A 21,170-nucleotide genomic window follows, 5' to 3' on the forward strand; every position below is an offset into this window, starting at 1 on the left:
CAGAGTAGATATCGACAAAATTAGGAGCTTCAAAATAGCCATTTGTTTTGCTGATAAGGAAGTAGACAATACTTTATTTTTAAAATCTATTGTTTCTGAAAAATAACTCTTCTAATTAATAAAAAATATAAAGGTGTCTAAATAAAAATGTCTAATCTTCGTTCGGAAAATACAAATTAACTTAGCTTTTTAAGCTGACTGGGCAAAAAATGAATAAGAATGCTAAAATAGAAGCTGTATATTGTCCAGTTTCCAAGTTTCTTTTAAAAGTAAGAATTATATCTTTTTTGAGGATGAACTTATTTTCTATAAAAAAGGAGGAAACACATTATGAGCCACCCGGAAGTAGTGAAACAGTTAAAACAGTTGTTAGAGATACTGGAGAATACTGATAATCCAGAAGAGAAAGTTGAAAAGTTTTACGCGGATTATTATGAGTATCGAGCGGATGATAGATCATTTGAAGAGAAAAATCAAAAACTTAAAGGAATATACATGCCTTCAAATCTAATAGAAAAAATCGACAATCTATGTGAAGACAGTCGGAGGGGGTTTATGAATTACCTTCTAGTATATGCAATAAATGATTTTATCGATCGGTATGGTGAAGAGATCCTTCGTCATCGAAGCACCCGCTAAAAGAGGAGTGCTGCTAAACAGCGATTATTAAAAAGCCCGATTTCAATAATGTGAAATCAGGCTTTTGGTATTGGTTCATATTTGACTAGTCTATACATAGAGGTTCAATTGATCGAATCAAAATGTTTAACCCTCACATTCTCAAAAACTGCTTTTCCACCTTCAGAAAAGAGAGTAATCCCTTTATCATCAGGCTGGGGGAATACCAGATTAGAATGTGCAGTCTTTCCATCATCCACAAAAACTTCAATGCTGGTTTTATCTACAAGAATCTTTAAATGAACTTTCTTCTTACTAGCATCAAACGGTGCAGTACTTTCAACGAATTGATTTGTTTTGTCAGGATGCTCTGTAAACGCCCGATTAACAAACGAGTAATTCCCTTCAGATGATATCCCGACGTCAACGTGGCGTTTCTTGTCTGCTGATTCTCTCAGCCTAAAGCCTGCATGCTGAAGATCGGACCATGAAATGTCTGCCTCCAATTGATAGGCATCAGCCTTCACATCAAGTGTTTTCGAGCCATTCACTTTGATTTCGTCATAAGCATTCGATACTTTTGACAATTCATCTAATGCTCCTATGGGCTGTGAAGAAAGATAATACTGATCTTCTCCTTCATGCTTCAGTTCGATTTCACGAACAATGGAGTCCAAGCCGTTGAAGTCTTCGTCCATTGTTGGCGTATTGTCGGCGTAGGCCCAGTTGTTCATCCAGGCGAGGGCGTAGCGTTTTTTCAATGGATCGCCTTCTGCGTCTTCGAATGTGACGCCGCCGTACCAGTCAAAGCCGTAGTCAAGCCATTGGAGTTCTTGGGTGTCGGGTTTGAATTCGGAACCGTCGAACGATCCTGTCCAATAGGCGTAGGTGTTTGGTTTGCCTGCAATTTTTCCGTTTGCGCTGAAGCCCAGCACCCACTTTTCAGTGCCGTCATCGGCGCGAATGCGGAAGAGATCAGGGCATTCAAGCACGCCGAGGTTTTCGGTGGAAATGCTGCTTGTGTAGCGCCAATCTTTCAAGTTGTCAGACTCATAAAAGCCGATTTTGCTGCCTTCTGCCATGGTCATGATCCATTTATGATGGGTGTCATCCCAGATGATTTTGGGATCTCTGAAATCTTTTGGACCTGGGTTCTTCATGACCGGCTCTGAGCTGTATGGCTTAAACGTTTTGCCTTTATCTGTGCTGTACCAGAGGAACTGTTCCTGCTTCTGGCCGTTCTTTGATGGCTGGGTAACGACGGCGATAAAAGCATCTTTTCCGAATCCGGCCGTGTTTTCTTTATCTATGACAACAGATCCAGACCATGGATCTCCATTTTCATTCGTGTATTTTGGGATAGCAACGCCTTCGTCTTTCCAGTGCACAAGGTCTTTTGAGGTAGCGTGGCGCCACTCTGTTCCGTTGCTATCCGGATAGTCCCCGTTATACAGGTAGTAATAATGATACGTTCCTTCATAGTAAACCGGCTTCTGCGGATCGTTTTTCCAATGATCAGGTGCCGTAAAATGATAGGCTGCCCGGTAGGAATACTCTTCTTTTTCCTCTGGGGGCACTTCTTTTGTTTCAAAGAATGTTTGAATTAAAAAACCGGTGCTGATTACCATCCACAATCCAATGATTATGATGCCGGCAATCTTGTAGCTTTTTTTGAAAACTCGTTTTTTGCTCATTACATTCACCACTTTTTAAAATAGAAAAAGAAAATGCCAAGTGACATTTTCTTTCTCTTTTTTTCTTTGATTCTTACTTAATCTGTAATCTGTCCTTGTTCAAGAATACTGTCTTTTACAACTGAAGTTTTGTTGCCTTTAATGTTCAGCTTGAAACTTGGAGCAAATGTTGATTTGTGGTCTTCAAAGAATCCTCTGTTCGTCATATAGCTTGTGACCACTGTATTGTCGCTGCCTTCTTGAGGAATGGCATAGTGAGCATAGTTCCAAGTGATATCATTTGGATCCAGGTCCTGATGGAGCACAATTCCCGTTTTATTTAGCGGCTTGTAGTCGCCAGTAAGGGAATTAGACACATAGCCTAACAAGTAGATATCCTGATTGTCCATTCCGTCAATCGTCATCTTAGATCCACGTGAGCTTGTGAACAGGTACCATTTGCCGTCTTTTTTGAAGATGTTTGGACGCTCAATTTCATCAGTTACTGTGTTTGATACGATCAGCGGCTTCATTTCTTTTTTAAGAGAATAATCGTCGTTGATTTCAATGATTCCGATTGCGCCATTTGCTACTTCAGCCAGCTGTTTCTTGTCACTGTTCAGAAGCTTTGTTTTTTCTTCCTGGAAAAATTTGTTGCTATTGCCGTAGTAGGCTTGATTGTAAAGAGATTCTTCTCCTTGGTAGCCATACTCTGTGCCTGTATTAGCTTCAAATACAAGATACTTGCGGCCGTCTTCTTCAATGTAGTGAGGGTCTCTGAACGTATGGTTATCAGAAGGTGCTCCGTCCTCTACAAACTTATCTACCGTTTGGTAGTACTTGCTGTCTTTGCCTTCATAGATAGATTTATAATCCTCAACACCATCAACTTTTAATGTTTTAGAATCAGGCTGAGAAAGATTAACTTGAGCAGTCGTCAGGGTTTGCTTCCCGTAATGCCCTGTATCAGCTGTATATGGTTCGCGGTTTGTATAGAACAAGCGGACTTCGCCGTCTTCAGTGAATGTTGCAGAACCTGACCATTCTTCTGCTTGATGTTTTAAGTAAGGATCATTTGGAACGTTTTTGTCATTGTTATCGAATACGCGTCCTGCATTTTTCCAAGCGTCAAGAGAGTTGTCGCCTGCTTTTTTGTAGAACAGGTAGATGAATGTGTCGTTTGCGTTTTTAGGATCGCCGGCTAAGCCGAAAACAATATGATAGCCTTTATATTCTGCTACAGTGCCATCTGCATTTTGGAGAGGCCATGTATCCCATACATCCATATCAATTGTTTCGCCTGATTCGGTTACTTTTTTGGCAGAAGGGATGTTTTTAATGGTGGATTCATCAAACTTAGGAACGGTATATCTTGCATCACCGTGCTGATTAATCATGTCTTTCATTGCGGAACGAGTGATTTGTGAAGTACCGTACGTTTCTTTGTAATCTGCCGGATCCTTTGGAGCCGCAAAAGACTGGGTAACAGTACCGCTTAATAGAATGCCAGTACTGAGTGTTACTGCTGTTGCCTGTTTGGCAAGCCTGCTAAAGTTCATAAGTCTTCCTCCTCGTTTTATGTTGTATTATTAGTACAATTAGAATTATAGGCCAGTCCTTCGGGAAGAGGTATGGCACATATTGATTGGAATTTAGTCGTATATTGATATTGGCTCGAAAGAAGGGTTAATGCTCTTTTTGGGGAAGTTACAATGACATTGAGATTTAACCAAACGTATAAGGAGGCCTCAAATGGATAAAAGAGTTCAATTCGACTTTGAAATCGAGTTTACTAACGGGGGCGGACTTCAGGGGCAGGAATTTCGGCTTGATATTGAAGGAGAAGACATTTCTAATGAGGATCTGGCCAAATATATCGTAGAAGATATGAGATTGCTGATGGTTGGCGATGTGAGGATTTTTAACAAAAAAATCATTGCGGAAAAACATAAACGAAAATCTGCTGAAGAAAATGCCGGTCAATAAATGTGTTTTTAGATGCTGGATTGGTGCAGAGAGGAGAAAAAAATGGTGGATTTGAGCATGAAGCCTGTCATTGCAGGAGAAAAAGTGATTCTCAGAGCGTTTAAAGCAGATGAAGATTTACCTTATATAGAAGAATGTTTAAAGGATCCTGTCGTTCTAAAATATACCGGCAGTTCAGACGAATACGACAGAGAAGAGGTTTACAAATGGTATAGGTCCAGAAATGAACAAAGCGAGCGCCTGGATCTTGCGATTATTGATCAGGCTCAGGATGTTCTGGTGGGAGAAGCCGTTGTCAATCTTTATGATGAGAAGCAGCAAAGCATGAATTTCAGAATCCTTATTGGTCCGAGAGGCAGAGACCGCGGTTTGGGAACGGAAGCATCCAGGCTGATCATCGACTATGTTTTTAAGAACACGGACCTGAAATTCCTGACGCTTAGTGTTTTTGCTTTTAATCCACGAGCAATGAAAGTATATGAAAAGCTGGGGTTTGTTCCATATAGTGTAGATAAAAATGAATTAGAGTTTGAAGGGAAATGGATCGATTCGATTAATCTGAAATTGACAAGGGAAGAGTGGATGAAGAGGGGAACTGAGTACATATGAACGGAATTGCCAAAACACCTGAACCGCCTTATTATGCAGTGATTTTTGCATCAGAGAGAACGGAGGCGGACAATGGATACGGAAGAATGGCGGATAAGATGGTGGAGCTCGCCTCTTTGCAGAGCGGATTTTTAGGAGTGGAAAGTGCGCGGGATGAAGGCCTGGGGATTACCGTTTCGTATTGGAGTTCGCTGGACTCCATCCGAAAGTGGAAGGAGCACTCTGCTCATTTGGCAGCCCAGGATCGAGGAAAAGCGGAATGGTACAAAACGTTTTCTCTCAGGGTGTGCAAAGTTGAGAGACAAAGCTTTTTTGAGATGTGAAAGTGAGCGATTTTATTTATGGCGGAACTGAGGAAGTGCGCTTATCGCTGTATTGGAACAATTTCAACAGCTGTTGTGCTGAAGGAAGTGCGCCAAACTCAGTTATGCAACACAATCTTCATCGGAAATACCGAAGGAAGTGCGCCAAACCTGGTTTTGCCACACAATCTTCACCGGAAATGCCGAAGGAAGTGCGCCAAACCTAGTTATGCAACACAATCTTCATCGGAAATGCCGAAGGAAGTGCGCCAAACCTGGTTTTGCCACACAATCTTCACCGGAAATGCCGAAGGAAGTGCGCCTACCCTGGTTTTGCAACACAATCTTCATCGGAAATACCGAAGAAAGTGCGCCAACCCCTGTTTTGCCACACAATCTTCACCGATTCAGCCTCGCCTCTAAGAAAAAAAGCATACCGCCTCTCAAAAGCGGTATGCCTATTCCCCCGAAAACCTCTCCCAGGAATTCTGATATTCAATAAGCAGCTGCGTACGGTTCAGCTGTTTCCCGACATAGAGCTGAGTGGCGGCGCCGAATTCTTCCCGGATTCCGACGGGGAAGTGGAACCAGTTAGAAGGGACGGTGTTGCCATTTTTGTAATTGCGCAACGTTTCTTCGGCAAGCGGGCCCAGATTATTAGACTTGATATGATGAAATGCTGGGATGAATTTGAATTCTTCCGTCATGTACAGTTTGCCCTGTTCGGAAGACACTATCCAATTTAAAAACTTTTTCGCTTCTTTTTTCTTTTCGGGACTGGACTGCTTGTTGACGGCCCAGTAGTTTGGAACACTGACGACAAGGGATTCCTTCACAGGCCGGTCATTGATTGGGATCGGCATAAAGCCGATGTTCATGTTCGGCGCAGCTTGATCAATCATCGGCTGGATCCAGTTGCCCTGCTGAATGATGGCTGCTTTTCCAGAAGTAAAGAGATTGACTTCCATCGTGTAGTCAGTAGTCAGAGGATTATCGTTTCCGTATTCTAAGGTGAGATCGAGCAGGTTAAGCAAGTCCTCAAAGTTTTGATTCGTGCTGATTTTTTCCGTTCCGTCATTCAGGTTTTGAATAAACGCCTCTGTATTGTCCTGCTGGGCGAATGCGACATTCATCAGGTGGTCGCCAAGCTTCCAGTCTTCATAGTAGCCAGTTGCAAATGGAGTGATGCCCGCCTTCTTCAATTTTTCGGCAGCTGCCGTCAGCTCAGTAAGTGTGTCAGGCGGTTCGGTAATGCCGGCTTTTTTAAACAGTTCCTTATTATAAATAAATCCATAGCCTTCAAGGTTAATCGGCATACCGTACACCTTGCCGTTCAACGTCACCGGTGTCAGTGCTTCCTGATATGCCTGATCAATCCATGGCTCTTCTGACAGATCCTCAAGATAGTTCTGCCACAGCTTGGTATTTTCATAGCCGGTGTTTGTGAAAATATCCGGTCCGGCGCCAGTCGCCATTTCCGCCTTCAGGTCTGACAGGTCATCCATCGCGCCTCCAACGGTATGCACGCGGATATTCACATGTGGATTTTCCTGTTCATATGCGCGCGTCATTTCTTCAAATTGGGTGGATACCTCTACTTTTGGATTTCTTAGATCAAGCGTAATCTGTGGCTCTTTCTCTTCAGGTTTTTCAGGCTTTGCTTCGTTCTGACAGGCAGAAAGCAGCAGACTGGCCATTATTAGAAAAATGATATTTTTCATTCTGCTGCTCCCTTTCTGAATTCAAACGGCGTCATGCCGACTACTTTTTTAAACAGCTTTGAAAAATAGATTTCATCCTGATAGCCGAGCATGGTCGCGATGGAATAGATGCTTTTTTCCGTTCCCCGCAGCCATGTTTTTGCTTGTTTGATCCTGAGATCAGTAATGTATTTGGAAAGGGTCATTCCGGTTTCCTGCTTGAATTTACGTGAGATATGCTCTCTGCTTAAAAAGAAGACGTTAGACAGCTTTTCCAGACTCAAATCCTCCATGTAATACGTCTCAACATAGGAAACGATATCCTCCATGCGCCGGGCTGCATCGATTTCATCCAGCCGGTGAATCGATCTAAAATCCTGCTCCTCAAGTTTTTTCTCCAATGCTTGAAAAGAGGGCCGGATTTCAGGCAGCGACTCAATCGGTTCTCCGGTAACAAGTCTTACCGGAACATCGATTTCCTGGCTGATCCATTCTTCTGCAGACAGCCACTGGTCGCGGATTGTGATGACAAGGCAAAGGTTCAAATCTGTCTGAAGGGAAAATGCATTTCCTAATTTGCGTTCTGTCAGTTCATCTGCTAATTTTTCGACATAAGCATCTGGATTATGCATCTGATAAAAGGAGAGGAGTGTCAGCTCATAGCCTTCCGATTCAGGAAGAAACTCGGTCAGGCTGTCTGCGTCAGTACGCTCTCCAAGACAGATCGCAGTAGCAAGCTGATTTTTTCTCAGTTTTTTCGCATCTTCAAGCACTTCTGCATGCTGGTAATCATCCTTCCAGGCCTGTACGGATTTTTCCAGGGTATTGTTGAACGCTTCATATTCTATCGGCTTCAGCAAATAGTCGAAGCTGCTGTGCTGGATGGCCTTGCGCATATAGGAGTAATCGTTGTATCCAGTGATGAAAATCACTTTTCCCGGATATGAAATCGAATCAAGCCACTCAATCAGTTCCATGCCGGTAATTCCGGGCATTTTGATATCTGTAAAAATCAGCTCGGGCTTTTCTTTCTCAATCCATTTCTTCGCTTCCTTGCCGTTGCTTGCCTCAAGCAGCTTGGTAATTCCGTGCTGTTCCCACTGGCCTAAATGGCGGATGACGTCCCGCACATTGAATTCATCGTCGACAATCAGTGCTTTCACCGTGTTCAGCTCCTTTCCTTCATTGAGAGACATCTATCGGGATTTTCAAGCTTACTGAAAAACCTTTTCCGTTTTTTGAATCAACGATAAATTCGGCACCAGGACCATACCTCAGCAGCAATCTGTCACGGATATTCTTAAGTCCGATATGTTCATGTGAATAGGTCCCTTCGTATGGCGGTGTGCAGATATTGTTCCTCAGGGCCTGAAGCTCATCTGGTGCGATACCCGGGCCATCATTCTCCACAAGAAAGTGCAGATGGTCCCCAAATTTTTTCCCAATAATGGATAGATGAGCGCTGCTGTAGCCATCCTCATATGTATGTTTAAAGAAATTTTCAGCGAGCGGCTGCAGAATCATGCTTGGAATGGTCATGTCCATAATGGACTCATCGATCTCGACTGAATAGCTCACCGTTTCACCGAATCGCTCCGATTGCAGAGACAGGTATGCTTTTGTGTAGTCAGCTTCATCCCGGACCCGCACCCATTGATCCGCCTGCAGGGAGTAGCGCATCATTCTGGAAAGCGAGGTAATCAATTGATATACCTTTGGAGCATTTGACCTTAAAGCAACAGCTCCAATTGATTGCAGGGCATTGAACAGGAAATGCGGGTTAATCTGTGATTTTAATGCTCTGAACTGGTTTTTCCTGTTTTCAATTTCAAGCTTATATTCCCGGTCAATGTGGGAATTGATCCGGTTCATCATATCTTTCATGTGAGATTCAAGATGGCCGATTTCATCATCTCTATCATCATCAAACGGCACATTTTGATTTCCGCCTTCAATGGAACGGACTTTGCTGCTCAGCTTAGCGATCGGGCGGGTAATTCGATTTGAGATAATGCCGATCATCAGGAGGCCGAGCATACCTACGCCAAGTCCGACAAGGATATTCGTATACGCGGTTTTTCTGACATCTTCATATAAGGCCTGACTGGAGGTGATTTTGATCAGCTTCCAGCCGTTTAATGAGCCGGATAGTTCCTTGGAAAGCAGAATATTGTCATCCTTGCCGCTCCCATTTCCGTTCAGACGCTGCTTAGAAAGAGGTTTTCCAATCCGTTCACGGTCATTTGAATATAGAACACGATCTTCAGAATCAATAAGCAGAACAGAAGATTCATCACCCTGCACAAGGTTATTGCAGATGCGCGCGTAGCCGCCCATGTCAATGTCAATCGTGATGATCCCGAGAAATTTCCTGGAGAGAACATCTGTAATTTTGTGATGAAACGTCATCACCATCGTTTTGTCTGACTTTGGAACAATCGCTGCGTTGTTGTAATTGATAAGCGGGTGGGGAGGCTCTATTAGATAATTTGAATCAGAAGCGTGCAGCTCTCTAATCGGACTTTGCTTAAGAAATTCAGGCTGATATCTGCGTGTGCTGATCATCGCATTGTACAGCGTGAATGATTCTTTGTTTTTATCAATATAGAACCTAATTTGCCGGATTTCGTTTCTCATCAGGTAAAAGGTTTCGAGACTCTTTTCCATCGTCTTTGGGCTGAAATATATGGAGTCTTCAAAGCCGTTGTTAAAAATCCGGAAAAGATCAGGGTTCCGGTACAGGATGTAAGGAAAATCGATCATGCCGTCAAAATACTGCTCCAGTTCATCCGCATTTTTCTGAAGCTGCTCCCTGCTGTTTTCAAGTTCATGCTGCTCCACACTGTTTTTTGTATAGGTGTAGATGAAAAAAACAGACAGGAAATAGGGCAGAATAATGAAAATCAGCAGCATGATCAACAGGCGGCTTTGTATGCTTTTCACAGGAGTCACTCCTTTCGCGGAAGGCTGAAATACTGCTTTCTCTCTTTAGCATCCTAAAACTATATCAAACCCAAAATCCAAGTCAATCGTGCACAAGTAGGATTTGTAAAAGACCAATTATCCTTATATTTTTCGCAGGGAGGTCTTATATTATGTTCCCTTGCAGAAATGATGGGCAAACAAAAAAGCTGAAGAGATCTTCAGCTTTTGTATCGATTTATCCTATTTTTTAAGCAGCAAATACATAAAATATGGAGCACCAATCAGCGAAATCATGATTCCTGCAGGTATACCCTCGGGTTCGATGATGTTCCGTCCTATCGTATCTGCTAAAAGCAGGAGAAAGGCACCAATCAGAATCGCCACCGGAAGAAAGAGCTGGTTTCGGGGGCCGACAAGCGCTCTTGCAATATGAGGAGCCATCAGTCCGACGAAGGCGATGCCTCCTGTGACAGAGACAGCAGCAGCTGCGAGCGCAACCGCAGTCAGCAGAAGGACCGCCCTTTCTTTTTCAACTGAGACACCTAAGCCAATAGGCACAGGTTCACTCATCCCAAGAAGATTCAGCCGATTCGCTTTGTACAGGGTAAATGGGATAAGAATGGCAGCCCATGGAAGGATGGCCCAAATGAAAGGCCAATCTGCACCCCATATGTTCCCTGACAGCCATTTTGCGATAAAGTCCACTTTTTGGCGATCAGCAGATGAAATCAGGACAATCATCAGACCTGAGAGGGCCATAGAGAATCCCACTCCGGTCAACACGAGTTTGACTGGCTGCATGCCCCCGGTGCGGCTGTACGAAAAAGCATAGATTAGAACAGCAGTGATCAGGGCTCCCGCAAATGCAACTAAAGGCAGCATATAAATAAATGAACCTGCGTCGATAGGAAAGAACAAAAAGAATACAGCGATAGCTGCTCCTGCACCGGAGTTAATGCCGATAATGCCGGGATCTGCCAGCTCATTTCTTGTGATGCCCTGCAAAATGGCACCTGATAGAGCAAGTGCCATTCCAGCGAGAATCGTGATGATGATCCGCGGAAGGCGAATGGAATAGAGAATAAAGTCTTCTTTAAATGTACCCTGTCCGAGCAGAACGGGAATCAGCCTGTCATAAGAAAGAGAGGCGTAGCCAAGCCCCATCCCGGCAATAATGGTCGTTAAAAGCAGGATAAACAAGATCAAAATGGTGATTCGCTGTTTTTTTGCTAAGGCAGAATGAATCATGTGAAATCACGGCCTCCTTTGCGGACAATAAACAGAAAGAAAGGCAGACCGAGAATGGAGACAATTGCCGCCACAGGTGTTTCATAAGGAGCATTGATGGTTCTGCCAAGCGTGTCAGCAAGCAGCATAAACGTTGCTCCCGCGATAACGGACATTGGAATGATATAACGATAGTCCGTTCCCACTATCGCCCGGACGATGTGCGGGATCATCAGTCCGATAAAAGCAAGATTGCCTGCAAGAGCAACGCCTGCGCCTGCAAGCAAAACGATGACAACAAAAAGAATTGCCTTAATATAGACTGTTTTTTGGCCTAATCCTACAGCAACCTCTTCACTTAAACTTAGAATAGTCAGCTGTCTTGAAAGCATCAGGGAAATCACAATGCCAGCCGCAATAAACGGAACAATGAACTGAAGCTGATTCCACGATGTGCCTGCCATGCCTCCTGAAGTCCACATTGAAACATCCTTTGAAAGCTTATGATAAATGCCGACTCCTTCGGCGACCGCAAATAGGAAAGCAGAGACGGCTGCACCAGCTAATACGATGCGCATTGGCGAAAATCCGCCTCTTTTCATCGAACCTATACCAAAAACCATAACGGCTCCAACTGCACAGCCAATGAAACAGGCAATCATAATGCCGAAATAATTCACCGAAGGGAAAAAAGCGAGTGTGACGGCAAGAGCTGCCGTACCGCCTGCTGTCAGCCCGATTAATCCAGGGTCAGCTAGCGGGTTCCTCGTCAGCCCCTGCATGATGGCACCTGATACTGCAAGGGCAGCGCCGACTGAAATGGCCGCAAGCTCACGCGGCAGGCGGATTTCCTGAATCATGGTTGCCTTATCATTGAGATCTGAGCTCGTCATGGCAAGCAGGACATCTTTCAGAGTCGTGTCTGCTGCACCGAAAATCATAGCCGCAGTAAAAGCAGCTGTGAATACTAGAATGCCAGCGATCATTTTTAGTGGGAACAACATGTTTTTTGTCATCAGTCAATCATTCTCTTCTTTTTGGAATAAAGGAAAAGGAATTCTTACTAGTAAGAATCCCTCTTTTTTTCATTAGTTTTCTAAAAAGCTTTTCTTAAAGAATTCAAGCTGGTAGTCAAGTGAGATTGGATCGTTGAAGTAGAATTCTTTTGCGTTCGCTTCGAATACTTGATTGTTTTTAACGGCAGGAATATTTTTATATGTTTCAGTCTCTTGGAAGGAAGTATCTCCGTCTGTGTTTTTGCTGAAAATCATATAGTCGCCCGCAAATTCAGGAAGAACCTCTGCAGAGATGGCATAGAAACCTTCTTGTAAGGCCATTTCCGTCACTTTTTCAGGCATTTTTAATTTCATTTCCTGATAAAGAATTTCTGTGCCGCGAGCCCAATTGTCGCCGAATACGTAGAGCTGTTTATCGAAGTTTTCAATAACAGACACCGTTGCATCTTCGCCGATTTTTGCTTTGATGTCATCACCGGCAGTTTGCGCACGGTTTTTGAAGTCATCAATCCAGGCTTGAGCTTCTTTTTCTTTATTTAAAAGTTTGCCTATTTCAAGGTGCTGGGTTAAGTAATCATTTTTTCCGTAAGTAAATGTTACCGTTGGAGCGATTTCTTTTAATTTATCTACGTTTTTGACGTTTGATAAGCCGATGATTAAGTCTGGATTCAATTCAATGATTTTTTCCAGGTTATCATCTGTTACTTCTTCTACGCCTTTTAATTTGTCCTCAAAGCGTGGATTCATTTTTGACCATGAATCAACTCCGACAAGGTTTGTATCTAAGGCCATTACATTTCCTGCGAAAGAGGAGAGGACGATGACGCGTTTTGGATCTGCAGGCACTTCAACTGGTCCTGCTTCTGACTCGTAAGTGATGGTGCTTTTTTCTTCTTTCTTATCTGAGCCTTTATCTTTAGCTGCTTCATTGCCGCAAGCGCTAAGCAAGACTAAGAGCAGCAGCAGGAATGGAATCATTACTTTCTTCATTTTCTTTTTCTCCCTTTATTAAGTTATAGGTCATACACATTGGTTTATTAGTGCGCGGATCATTTCCGATCACAGCATCAATGTGAAAAACTTCTTTCAGCACATCACGGGAAATGACCTCTTCACATGATCCTGCTTTCACGATTTCACCGTCTTTGAGAGCGATGATGTAGTCTGCAAAGCGGGCTGCCTGATTCAAATCGTGAAGAACCATGACAATGGTGCGTTCCTGCTCAGCATTTAACGTTTGCAGCAGTTCCAGCACTTCAAGCTGATGAGCCATATCAAGATATGTAGTAGGCTCGTCAAGGAAGATAATGTCTGTTTCCTGCGCGAGGGCCATCGCAATCCATACACGCTGGCGCTGACCGCCAGACAGCGAATCGACAGGACGGAATTTAAAATCGGCAGTTCCAGTCACTTCAAGAGCCCATTGAATGACCTCATAATCCTTCTTCGTTAATCTGCCGAAGCCCTTTTGGTGCGGAAAACGGCCATATGAGACAAGCTCGCCTACTGTAAGGCCAGCTGCGCTTTCAGGTGTTTGAGGAAGGATCGCCATTTTCTTTGCCAGTTTTTTTGTTTGTTCTTTGGAAATCGATTTTCCGTCGAGAACGATGTCTCCTGACTGAAGAGAGATAATACGGGTAATCGCTTTCAGCAAAGTGGATTTTCCGCAGCCATTTGGACCGATGATGGTTGTAATCTTTTTATCCGGAATGCTGACGCTAAGATCTTTTACTATTAGACGTTCACCATAGCCAATGTTTACTGACTCGGTATGCAGGCGAACCATTTTTTCCCCTCCATTTGATTAAAAGTTGGAAATATTTACTGATAATGATTATCAATATCGAATAAGGAAAGTCTATAATTCTTTCTGACTATTGTCAATAGCAGTTTTTCTTGTCAATTTTAAGATTACAAGATATATTTAATTGAGAATGATAATCAATGATAATTAATACTATATAAATAAAGAGTTTTGCAAAGAGGGAGTGTTGAGTGTGGAGGGGCATGAAATTTTTGATGTGACGGTTATTGGGGGCGGTCCTGCCGGGCTTTATTCGGCTTTTTACAGCGGACTGAGAGAAATGAAAACGAAGATTATTGAGTACCAGCCGCAGCTCGGCGGAAAAGTTCATGTATATCCTGAGAAAATGATCTGGGATATAGGGGGACTCACTCCCATATCAGGGGCACAATTAATTAATCAGCTGGTTAAACAGGGATTAACGTTTCATCCGGAAGTTGTGCTGAATGAAAAAGTAGAGTCCATCTCAAAAAATGAAGAAGGAATTTTCGTGATGAAGGCTGCATCCGGACGCATCCATTATTCAAAAACGGTCATTGCAGCAGTAGGTGGAGGCATCTTAAATCCTCAGAAGCTCGAAATTGAAGGAGCAGAAAGATTTGAAGTCTCAAACTTGAACTATACGATCAAATCATTAAAGCGATTTAAAGATAAAACGGTCGTCATTTCAGGCGGAGGGAATTCGGCCATTGACTGGGCACTTGAGTTAGAGCCTGTTGCTGAAAAAGTGTATGTTGTTTACCGGAAGGATGCACTTAAAGGTCATGAAGCACAAGTGTCCCAGTTGATGAACAGTAAAGCAGCGTGCGTATTTCAGACATCTATTACTAAACTGATAGCTTCTGATGACCATGAAAAAATAGAACGTGTGGAACTGACGAATCATGAAACAGGAGAAAGATCTTACCTATCTATTGATGAGGTGGTCATCAATCATGGATATGAACGGGATGCTGCACTGCTTCAAAATAGCCGGCTGAACATCGCGCTCGCAGAAGAATTCTATATTGCCGGCAATGAATCCAGCGAATCTTCTGTTGAAGGACTATTTGCTGCAGGCGACATCCTCATGCACAGCGGGAAGCTGCACTTAATCGCGGGAGCTTTCCAGGATGCGGCCAATGCAGTAAACAAAGCAAAGCAGTACATACAGCCAGATGCTCACAAATCGGCGATGGTTTCCTCTCATAATGAAGTGTTTAAAGAGCGGAACAGAGAGTTAGTTAAAGAGATGATGAAATAGAGGGATCGATTGAGAGAGGGCTTTCCGTACAGGGGAAGTCCTTTTTTGCGTTCGATATTTTCCAAAGGCTGTAAAAAAAATTTTCGTGTTATAAAATAAAAGAATATGCTTGATGCCTTTCTACAGGAGGAAGAAGAATGAACATTAAAAGGAAACTAATCCTATCCAGCTTTGGACTATCATTGGTGCTCGGAGGCTGCTCTGACATGAATAACGCAGGGACTGAAAAAGAGACTGAAAAACATACAGCAGCTCAACAAGAAAAGCAAACGGAAGATGTGTATGTAAGTGTCCAAGATTATAAGGGAGAAGGCTACGAACTCGATAACGGCGAAAAAACCGACAAAATTGCTGAATCCAATCGGGAAGAGATTGACGATGCTGTTAGGGCGTTCTTTCAGGATACATATAAGACAGAAGTTAAAGTTCACAATGTTGTAGGAGCTGTAGACGGGGCAACAGTATTTGTGGAGTCCGTTGGGGAGCCGCATTTTTATACCTTTGCCATTGTTCCGATAGACATAGAGGAAGAGAAGGTTTTAACTGATAAAGTCTGGTCGCAGGAAGGTCAGGTAGAAGATGCGATTATGACCGGCTTATTCGCTATGATTTTTGATAAAGAAATAGCCGTTCTTGATCAATACATGGAAAAAGTAGTGAGTGAAAATCAGGTTACTGGTATTACTGAAGAGGCGCTGCAGAACGTTCAAGCAGGCGGATACAGTACGCAATACTACTATATAGATACTACGAGTGACAAGTTTAATCCCCTTCTAAAGGAGTATTTAAAAAATCCGAATAAAAGCAAAGAAGAATGGAAAGCCGTGTTCGATGAAGGCATGTATACTCCAGAAGATATTATTACAACAATTTATCTATATATGACAAAAGAAGGGGCGGAACCTGATAAAGCTGTGTTTGATCACATTGTTTCTGATATTGAAAACATGGAAGGTTTAGCGAAAGCCAGCTACAGTATAATCCTTAATGACAATTTAATAGATAAGAGAAATGCAGATGGTATAAAGGACAATACTCTGGAGAGGTCTTTTCCGGAATATATTGTTAAAGAATAGCAAGAGGACGTGAGGCAATGATTTCAGTTTCAACGAATATTTTCAACTCCCGCCGGTGATAAAAATCTGTAGAATCATTAGCCAAACATCCTGATAATAAAACAGTCAACCTTATATATATTTCATTAAAAAGCTTGAAATTTCAAAATATGGGGTATTTATACATTTATTAGTACGTAACTAGCATAGGGTAAGTAGTTCAAAAGCATTGACCGCTCTCACTAATTGCTATGAGCATTGACTTATTTCAGCAGGTCAAGCTAATCCTTCATGTAAAAACCTTCCTTATTCCGATAAAATAAAAGAAAATCATTGATTCGATGCCATCCAATAGGAGGACAGCTGAGTGAACTATAAAAAGAAATTAATCATATCAAGCATGGGTCTATCATTAATGCTCGGAGGGTGTTCTGACATGAATAACGCAGGGACTGAAAAAGAGACTGAAAAACAAACAGCAGCTCAACAAGAAAAGCAAACGGAAGATGTGTATGTAAGTGTCCAAGATTACAAGGGAGAAGGCTACGAACTAGATAACGGCGAAAAAACCGACAAAATTGCTGAATCCAATCGGGAAGAGATTGACGAGGCTGTTAGGGTGTTCTTTCAGGATACATATAAGACAGAAGTTAAAGTTCACAATGTTGTAGGAGCTGTAGACGGGGCGACAGTATTTGTGGAGTCCGTTGGGGAGCCGCATTTTTATACGTATGCGATTGTACCGATTGAAGGAGATAAAGTTTTAACGGATAAGGTATGGTCACAGGAGGGGCAGGTAGAAGATGCGATAAAGACTGGTATCTTTGCTATGGTTTTTGATCAGGAATTTTCTGCCCTAGATCAATATGTAGAAGATGTTGTTAAAGAAAATCCTGTTGTCGGCATCACTCAGGAAGCGCTGGAAACTGTTCGTGCAGGAGGATATAGTACCCCATATTACTATGTAAACACATTAGATCCTGCTTTTGACAAGCTTTACAACGCATATTTGAAAAATCCGGATATGTCAAAAGAAGAATGGAAACAAATTTTCACTAAAAATGATTACCCATCAAAAGGCGTCATTATTACTCTATATCTCTATATGAAAGAAGAAGGTGCAAAGCCTGATCAAAAGGTTTTTGACAAGGTTGTAAAAGATCTTGAAGATATGGATGGATTCCCCCGTGGTTCTTATTCGGTCTATCTTAATGATAATTTAATCGATAAAACGAATGGTATAGGAACGAAGGACAATACGCTAGAGCGCTCGAACCCAGATTATATTGTAAAAGAATAGGCAATGAAAAAGGAGTCTCTACTATGAAAAAACCTGGTATATCGACTGTTAAAGTTAATGAAGTTAACGGGGTTGATTCCACAATAAGTGATAAAGATTTAGTAGAACTAGCGGGTTACCATGCATATAGAAGCTTTGATGTGGATGAGACAATCACTGTAAACGGAAGAAACTATACAGTAGTTAACACTAAATATAATCAAAAAAGCGGTTTGGACGCTTTAACAGTTCAAAACTATGAAACTGGAGAATATACCGTCGTCTACGTCGGCACGAACCCGAGTCAAAAACAAGATCTCCTGACAGATCTCCAGCTGATGAGCGATCTGACTCCCGCACAAATCGCAGATGCGAGAGCATACTTTAATGAGATGGATAAAAAGTATCAGAGTGCCGGCGGTATCAAGTCGATGTCAGGGAACTCCCTCGGCGGAGCACTTGTAGGGTCGGTCGCCATTGAACATCCTGATGTAAAAGCAGTGACTCTGAATCCCGCCCTCCTTCCTGCAGGCATGATGGAACCTGACATGGAATACAGCCACATTACAAATTACTTCAGCAGCTATGACCCTTTAACAAAAGGACTGTCTGGTCTTGACCTTCATTCCCGTATACCTGGCCATCAGTATGAAATTTTCAATGGAATTCCAGTACCTGCATTTGAACATTTAGGGACAAACCACACAGGGTACTTGAGAAAAGATGACGGTTCTCAATCTTATAAAATTGGGATGCCTGGTCAGCCAGGAGCGGGAGAGATCTTTATCGATGCCGATGCACATATTGTGACGAGCCTCTGGACCGGAAGTCCTCTCTACGGAGGAAATACAGCATATATTGAAATCAATAAAGAAAATCTCATTTTGCTTGCTGAAAGAATCGATAGTCAGGTAAAGGCAAGGATTGCAACAGCAAATGATTATCTCGCAAATTCTGCAGAAATTATTGAAGATGAGGGGATCAGGCTGTATCAGCGGATTTCTATGCTGCAGCAGATTTTTGAGGAGTCATTTGAAAACTCGATTGGCGATCCTCTTTTTATTGGGATTACATCTGCAGGCAGCCGTTTAAAAGGAGAAATAGATGATCTGATTTCTCTGCTGGAGCGCGCGGAAGGTTCATGCAGATCTCTTAACTCTGTTTTAAATTCCCCGCCGGCGGAACTTATGGAGCACGTGTTTAATGTTGATGTGAGTGTAGAAGGCTTATTCGGAAAAGCCAGGAATCAGCTTTGTGAGATGAAGGATGAAGTAGACGGACTCTCCCGAATGCTCGGGAACGTGATTTCTGACCTGATTCCGGATCTATTCAAAGGCGGAACGGAACTTTGGTATGATGCGGTAGTAGGAGAGCTTAGAGCTCATTTTGACATAATAAATGGAAACAAAGACAAACTGGTTGAACATATTGAACAATTTAAAACTCAAGTAAATGGCACAGCTGATTCATTTGAGAGCAGAGATCATTCAATAGGAGAAAGCATAAGAGCAGGTACTGAGGCAGCAGATGAAGCAGGTCCTGTCCGAAAAACAACCTCCTTTGTTTTAGAGGAATCTCCTTATTTGAAAGTGGGCATGCGCATCAAAGAGATACAGCTTGATTTGGCGTTCACAGCGTTTACCGGTTTTGCTTATAGTAAGGTTTTCCCGTTCATCGTTGCTTTAAAAACACTAACGGAGCTTATTGAGGTCACTCTTGAAGGTATTTCTTCAGCAATAAAAGGAGCAGCATACCTTGGAGTGAACCATACACTGCCTGGAAAACTAATCGGCATGTTTACGGATTTTGATGACAAGATTACGGCATATGTGCATAACACGCTTAAACCCTTGGATGAGATGGCTGCTACTGTTGAAGGGATCCGAGATGGGGCGGAAAGGCTGATGATTCAATTTCCAACTCTTGTTTCAAACTTCCGGCCGTACCTCGATCAAGCCATTTTTAATGCAACGAGTTATGCAAATGTCCAACTATATAATCTTGCGGCTTTTGCCATTCTCAGAGAAATGGAAATGACATTTTCAGATGTGGTTACACAGCTCGGACAAAACAAAGCAAATGCCATCGAGGCTCTTTGCGACGTTTCTCAAAAGGTGACGTCCAATATGGAAATGCTGGGAGAGCAGGTCGACCGCGGGACAGTGAACTAAAAGCATAGATATGAAGCCGCTTCAAGCCTGTGAAGCGGCTTTTTTCAAGAGATAAGAAAGTAAAAAGTTTTGCGCATTTGTGTCCAGCTCCACCTCCTAACCCCTCGGTCAGAACGGACGTCTGCAAAAGCAAAAAGCGTCTTCACTGGCTGATCCTTATCTGTCATGCCTGCGCTAAACGGGCGATTCCGCTTTTCGATGGTGTCTAGCTCCGCCTCCTAACTCCTCGGTCAGAACGGATCCGCCAGCAAAGGCAAAAAGCGCCTTTACGGTCGGATCCTTATCTGCCTGTCGGAGCTGAACAGTCGGCTCCGCTTTTCTGGTTGTCCAGCTCCATCGCCCAACTCCTCGGCCAGAACGGATCCGTCCGCAAAGGCAAAAAGCGCCTTTACGGTCGGATCCTTATCTGTCTGTCGGAGCTAAACGGGCGCCTCCGCTTTTCGGGTTTGTTAAGAAAAGATTAAATATGTAAAAACAAACAGGAATTTGTCGCTTCGTTCAGAACTTTATTATAAGTTAAGCAGCTTATCGATAACTAGTTCTAGGAGGAATAGAATGGCTCAAAATGAAATGATGCATCCTAAACTCGGTAAAGTGATACAAAATATAGAACGCGTCATGGTCGGAAAACGGGATGTTGCCGTGCTCAGTCTTGTTGCCATATTGGCTGAGGGCCACGTTTTGCTTGAAGATGTCCCTGGCGTCGGTAAAACCATGATGGTGAGATCTCTTGCTAAATCGGTGGGAGCAGATTTTAAACGAATCCAGTTCACTCCTGATTTATTGCCGTCTGATGTAACAGGAGTTTCTATTTATAATCCGAAAACACTCGAATTTGAATACCGGCCGGGTCCAATTATGGGGAATATCGTCCTTGCGGATGAAATTAACCGTACGTCGCCTAAAACCCAATCGGCGCTTTTAGAAGGAATGGAAGAAGCAAATGTGACGGTTGATGGTGTAACGAAATCACTCGGGCGTCCGTTCTTTGTTATGGCTACGCAGAATCCGATCGAATACGAAGGCACTTATCCGCTGCCGGAAGCCCAGCTTGACCGTTTCCTTTTCAAAATCAGAATGGGCTATCCAACTCCGGGAGAAGAGCTTGAAATTTTGAACCTCGCAGAAAAAGAAAGACCCATCCATCATATCCAATCAGTCATTACTAAAGAAGAATTAGTCGAGCTTCAAAAAGAAATCCAGTCAGTCTATGTAGATGAGACTGTGAAACGATATATAGTCGAGCTGGTCACTAAGACGCGCAAACATCCTTCCGTCTACTTAGGAGCAAGTCCCCGCGGATCCATCGCACTTATGAAATCCGCTCAAGCCTATGCCTTCCTGTATGGACGTGACTATGTCATTCCGGACGATATCCAATATCTTGCCCCGTATACGCTTCCTCACCGGATGATTTTAAAATCAGAAGCGAAATATGAAGGGAAGTCTGCTGAACAGCTGCTCTCTGAAATCATTTCAAGAACTCCTGTGCCGGTGCAAAGGTCGATGAGCCGTTAATGAAATCCTTTTTTCTTAAAATCCGCTATGTCTGGAAGCTCGTG

18 protein-coding genes are annotated in these 21,170 nt (G+C 42.9%); 9 read left to right on the forward strand and 9 right to left on the reverse strand.

Annotated features, from left to right (window positions below):
* The first annotated feature begins 330 nt into the window (after positions 1 to 330).
* Complete coding sequence (locus AC3ISE_RS01655; protein ID WP_489222796.1) at positions 331 to 639, forward strand: hypothetical protein; 309 nt, start codon at positions 331 to 333, stop codon at positions 637 to 639.
* Between the two features lie 104 nt (positions 640 to 743).
* Here AC3ISE_RS01655 and AC3ISE_RS01660 read toward each other — a convergent pair whose 3' ends face one another.
* Positions 744 to 2,312 (reverse strand): glycoside hydrolase family 32 protein, encoded by a 1,569-nt coding sequence (locus AC3ISE_RS01660; protein WP_489222797.1) that lies wholly within the window; start codon positions 2,310 to 2,312, stop codon positions 744 to 746.
* 77 nt (positions 2,313 to 2,389) lie between these two features.
* On the reverse strand, positions 2,390 to 3,850 hold the full coding sequence (locus tag AC3ISE_RS01665) for a glycoside hydrolase family 68 protein (protein ID WP_191557757.1): 1,461 nt from the start codon (positions 3,848 to 3,850) through the stop codon (positions 2,390 to 2,392).
* 193 nt (positions 3,851 to 4,043) lie between these two features.
* Between AC3ISE_RS01665 and AC3ISE_RS01670 the strand changes: the two genes are divergently transcribed.
* Genes AC3ISE_RS01670 through AC3ISE_RS01680 form a run of 3 tightly spaced genes read left to right on the forward strand, consistent with a single transcriptional unit; the run spans position 4,044 to position 5,209 of the window.
* Positions 4,044 to 4,277, forward strand: a complete 234-nt coding sequence (locus AC3ISE_RS01670; protein WP_070875278.1) for a cyclase — start codon at positions 4,044 to 4,046, stop codon at positions 4,275 to 4,277.
* A 42-nt stretch (positions 4,278 to 4,319) separates the two neighbouring features.
* Positions 4,320 to 4,886 (forward strand): GNAT family N-acetyltransferase, encoded by a 567-nt coding sequence (locus tag AC3ISE_RS01675; protein ID WP_489222798.1) that lies wholly within the window; start codon positions 4,320 to 4,322, stop codon positions 4,884 to 4,886.
* On the forward strand, positions 4,883 to 5,209 hold the full coding sequence (locus AC3ISE_RS01680; RefSeq protein WP_489222799.1) for an antibiotic biosynthesis monooxygenase family protein: 327 nt from the start codon (positions 4,883 to 4,885) through the stop codon (positions 5,207 to 5,209). The genes AC3ISE_RS01675 and AC3ISE_RS01680 overlap by 4 nt, the downstream gene beginning before the upstream one ends.
* Before the next feature lie 437 nt (positions 5,210 to 5,646).
* Here AC3ISE_RS01680 and AC3ISE_RS01685 read toward each other — a convergent pair whose 3' ends face one another.
* The 7 genes from AC3ISE_RS01685 to AC3ISE_RS01715 form a co-directional block, all read right to left on the reverse strand.
* On the reverse strand, positions 5,647 to 6,909 hold the full coding sequence (locus tag AC3ISE_RS01685; protein WP_489222800.1) for an ABC transporter substrate-binding protein: 1,263 nt from the start codon (positions 6,907 to 6,909) through the stop codon (positions 5,647 to 5,649).
* On the reverse strand, positions 6,906 to 8,051 hold the full coding sequence (locus tag AC3ISE_RS01690; RefSeq protein WP_489222801.1) for a response regulator: 1,146 nt from the start codon (positions 8,049 to 8,051) through the stop codon (positions 6,906 to 6,908). Before AC3ISE_RS01690 ends, AC3ISE_RS01685 begins: the two co-directional genes overlap by 4 nt.
* A gap of 19 nt (positions 8,052 to 8,070) precedes the next feature.
* Entirely contained in the window at positions 8,071 to 9,831 is a 1,761-nt protein-coding gene (locus tag AC3ISE_RS01695; RefSeq protein ID WP_489222802.1) for a cache domain-containing sensor histidine kinase, read from the reverse strand.
* Between the two features lie 222 nt (positions 9,832 to 10,053).
* Complete coding sequence (locus AC3ISE_RS01700; protein WP_489222803.1) at positions 10,054 to 11,061, reverse strand: FecCD family ABC transporter permease; 1,008 nt, start codon at positions 11,059 to 11,061, stop codon at positions 10,054 to 10,056.
* Positions 11,058 to 12,056 carry a FecCD family ABC transporter permease gene (locus AC3ISE_RS01705; RefSeq protein WP_489222804.1) on the reverse strand — a complete coding sequence of 333 codons (999 nt, stop codon included), beginning with the start codon at positions 12,054 to 12,056 and terminating at the stop codon, positions 11,058 to 11,060. Before AC3ISE_RS01705 ends, AC3ISE_RS01700 begins: the two co-directional genes overlap by 4 nt.
* Positions 12,057 to 12,128: 72 nt before the next feature.
* Entirely contained in the window at positions 12,129 to 13,046 is a 918-nt protein-coding gene (locus AC3ISE_RS01710; protein WP_489222805.1) for an iron-hydroxamate ABC transporter substrate-binding protein, read from the reverse strand.
* Positions 12,997 to 13,842, reverse strand: a complete 846-nt coding sequence (locus AC3ISE_RS01715) for an ABC transporter ATP-binding protein (RefSeq protein WP_489222806.1) — start codon at positions 13,840 to 13,842, stop codon at positions 12,997 to 12,999. Before AC3ISE_RS01715 ends, AC3ISE_RS01710 begins: the two co-directional genes overlap by 50 nt.
* Before the next feature lie 211 nt (positions 13,843 to 14,053).
* On the opposite strand from AC3ISE_RS01715, the gene AC3ISE_RS01720 reads away from it, so the two are divergent.
* The 5 genes from AC3ISE_RS01720 to AC3ISE_RS01740 all read left to right on the forward strand — a co-directional run bounded on the left by AC3ISE_RS01720 (position 14,054) and on the right by AC3ISE_RS01740 (position 21,126).
* Positions 14,054 to 15,103 carry an NAD(P)/FAD-dependent oxidoreductase gene (locus AC3ISE_RS01720; RefSeq protein ID WP_489222807.1) on the forward strand — a complete coding sequence of 350 codons (1,050 nt, stop codon included), beginning with the start codon at positions 14,054 to 14,056 and terminating at the stop codon, positions 15,101 to 15,103.
* 137 nt (positions 15,104 to 15,240) lie between these two features.
* The gene (locus AC3ISE_RS01725) at positions 15,241 to 16,179 is read left to right on the forward strand and encodes a DUF1672 family protein (RefSeq protein ID WP_489222808.1); all 939 of its coding nucleotides are present in this window, start codon (positions 15,241 to 15,243) and stop codon (positions 16,177 to 16,179) included.
* Between the two features lie 346 nt (positions 16,180 to 16,525).
* Positions 16,526 to 17,458: a DUF1672 family protein gene (locus AC3ISE_RS01730; RefSeq protein WP_489222809.1), complete on the forward strand. Its 933-nt coding sequence runs from the start codon at positions 16,526 to 16,528 to the stop codon at positions 17,456 to 17,458.
* Positions 17,459 to 17,481: 23 nt separating this feature from the next.
* Positions 17,482 to 19,608: an SA1320 family protein gene (locus tag AC3ISE_RS01735; RefSeq protein WP_489222810.1), complete on the forward strand. Its 2,127-nt coding sequence runs from the start codon at positions 17,482 to 17,484 to the stop codon at positions 19,606 to 19,608.
* Positions 19,609 to 20,163: 555 nt separating this feature from the next.
* Complete coding sequence (locus AC3ISE_RS01740; RefSeq protein ID WP_489222811.1) at positions 20,164 to 21,126, forward strand: AAA family ATPase; 963 nt, start codon at positions 20,164 to 20,166, stop codon at positions 21,124 to 21,126.
* The last annotated feature ends 44 nt before the right edge of the window (positions 21,127 to 21,170 follow it).

The sequence above is a fragment of the Metabacillus sp. KH_069 genome, from assembly GCF_057838075.1.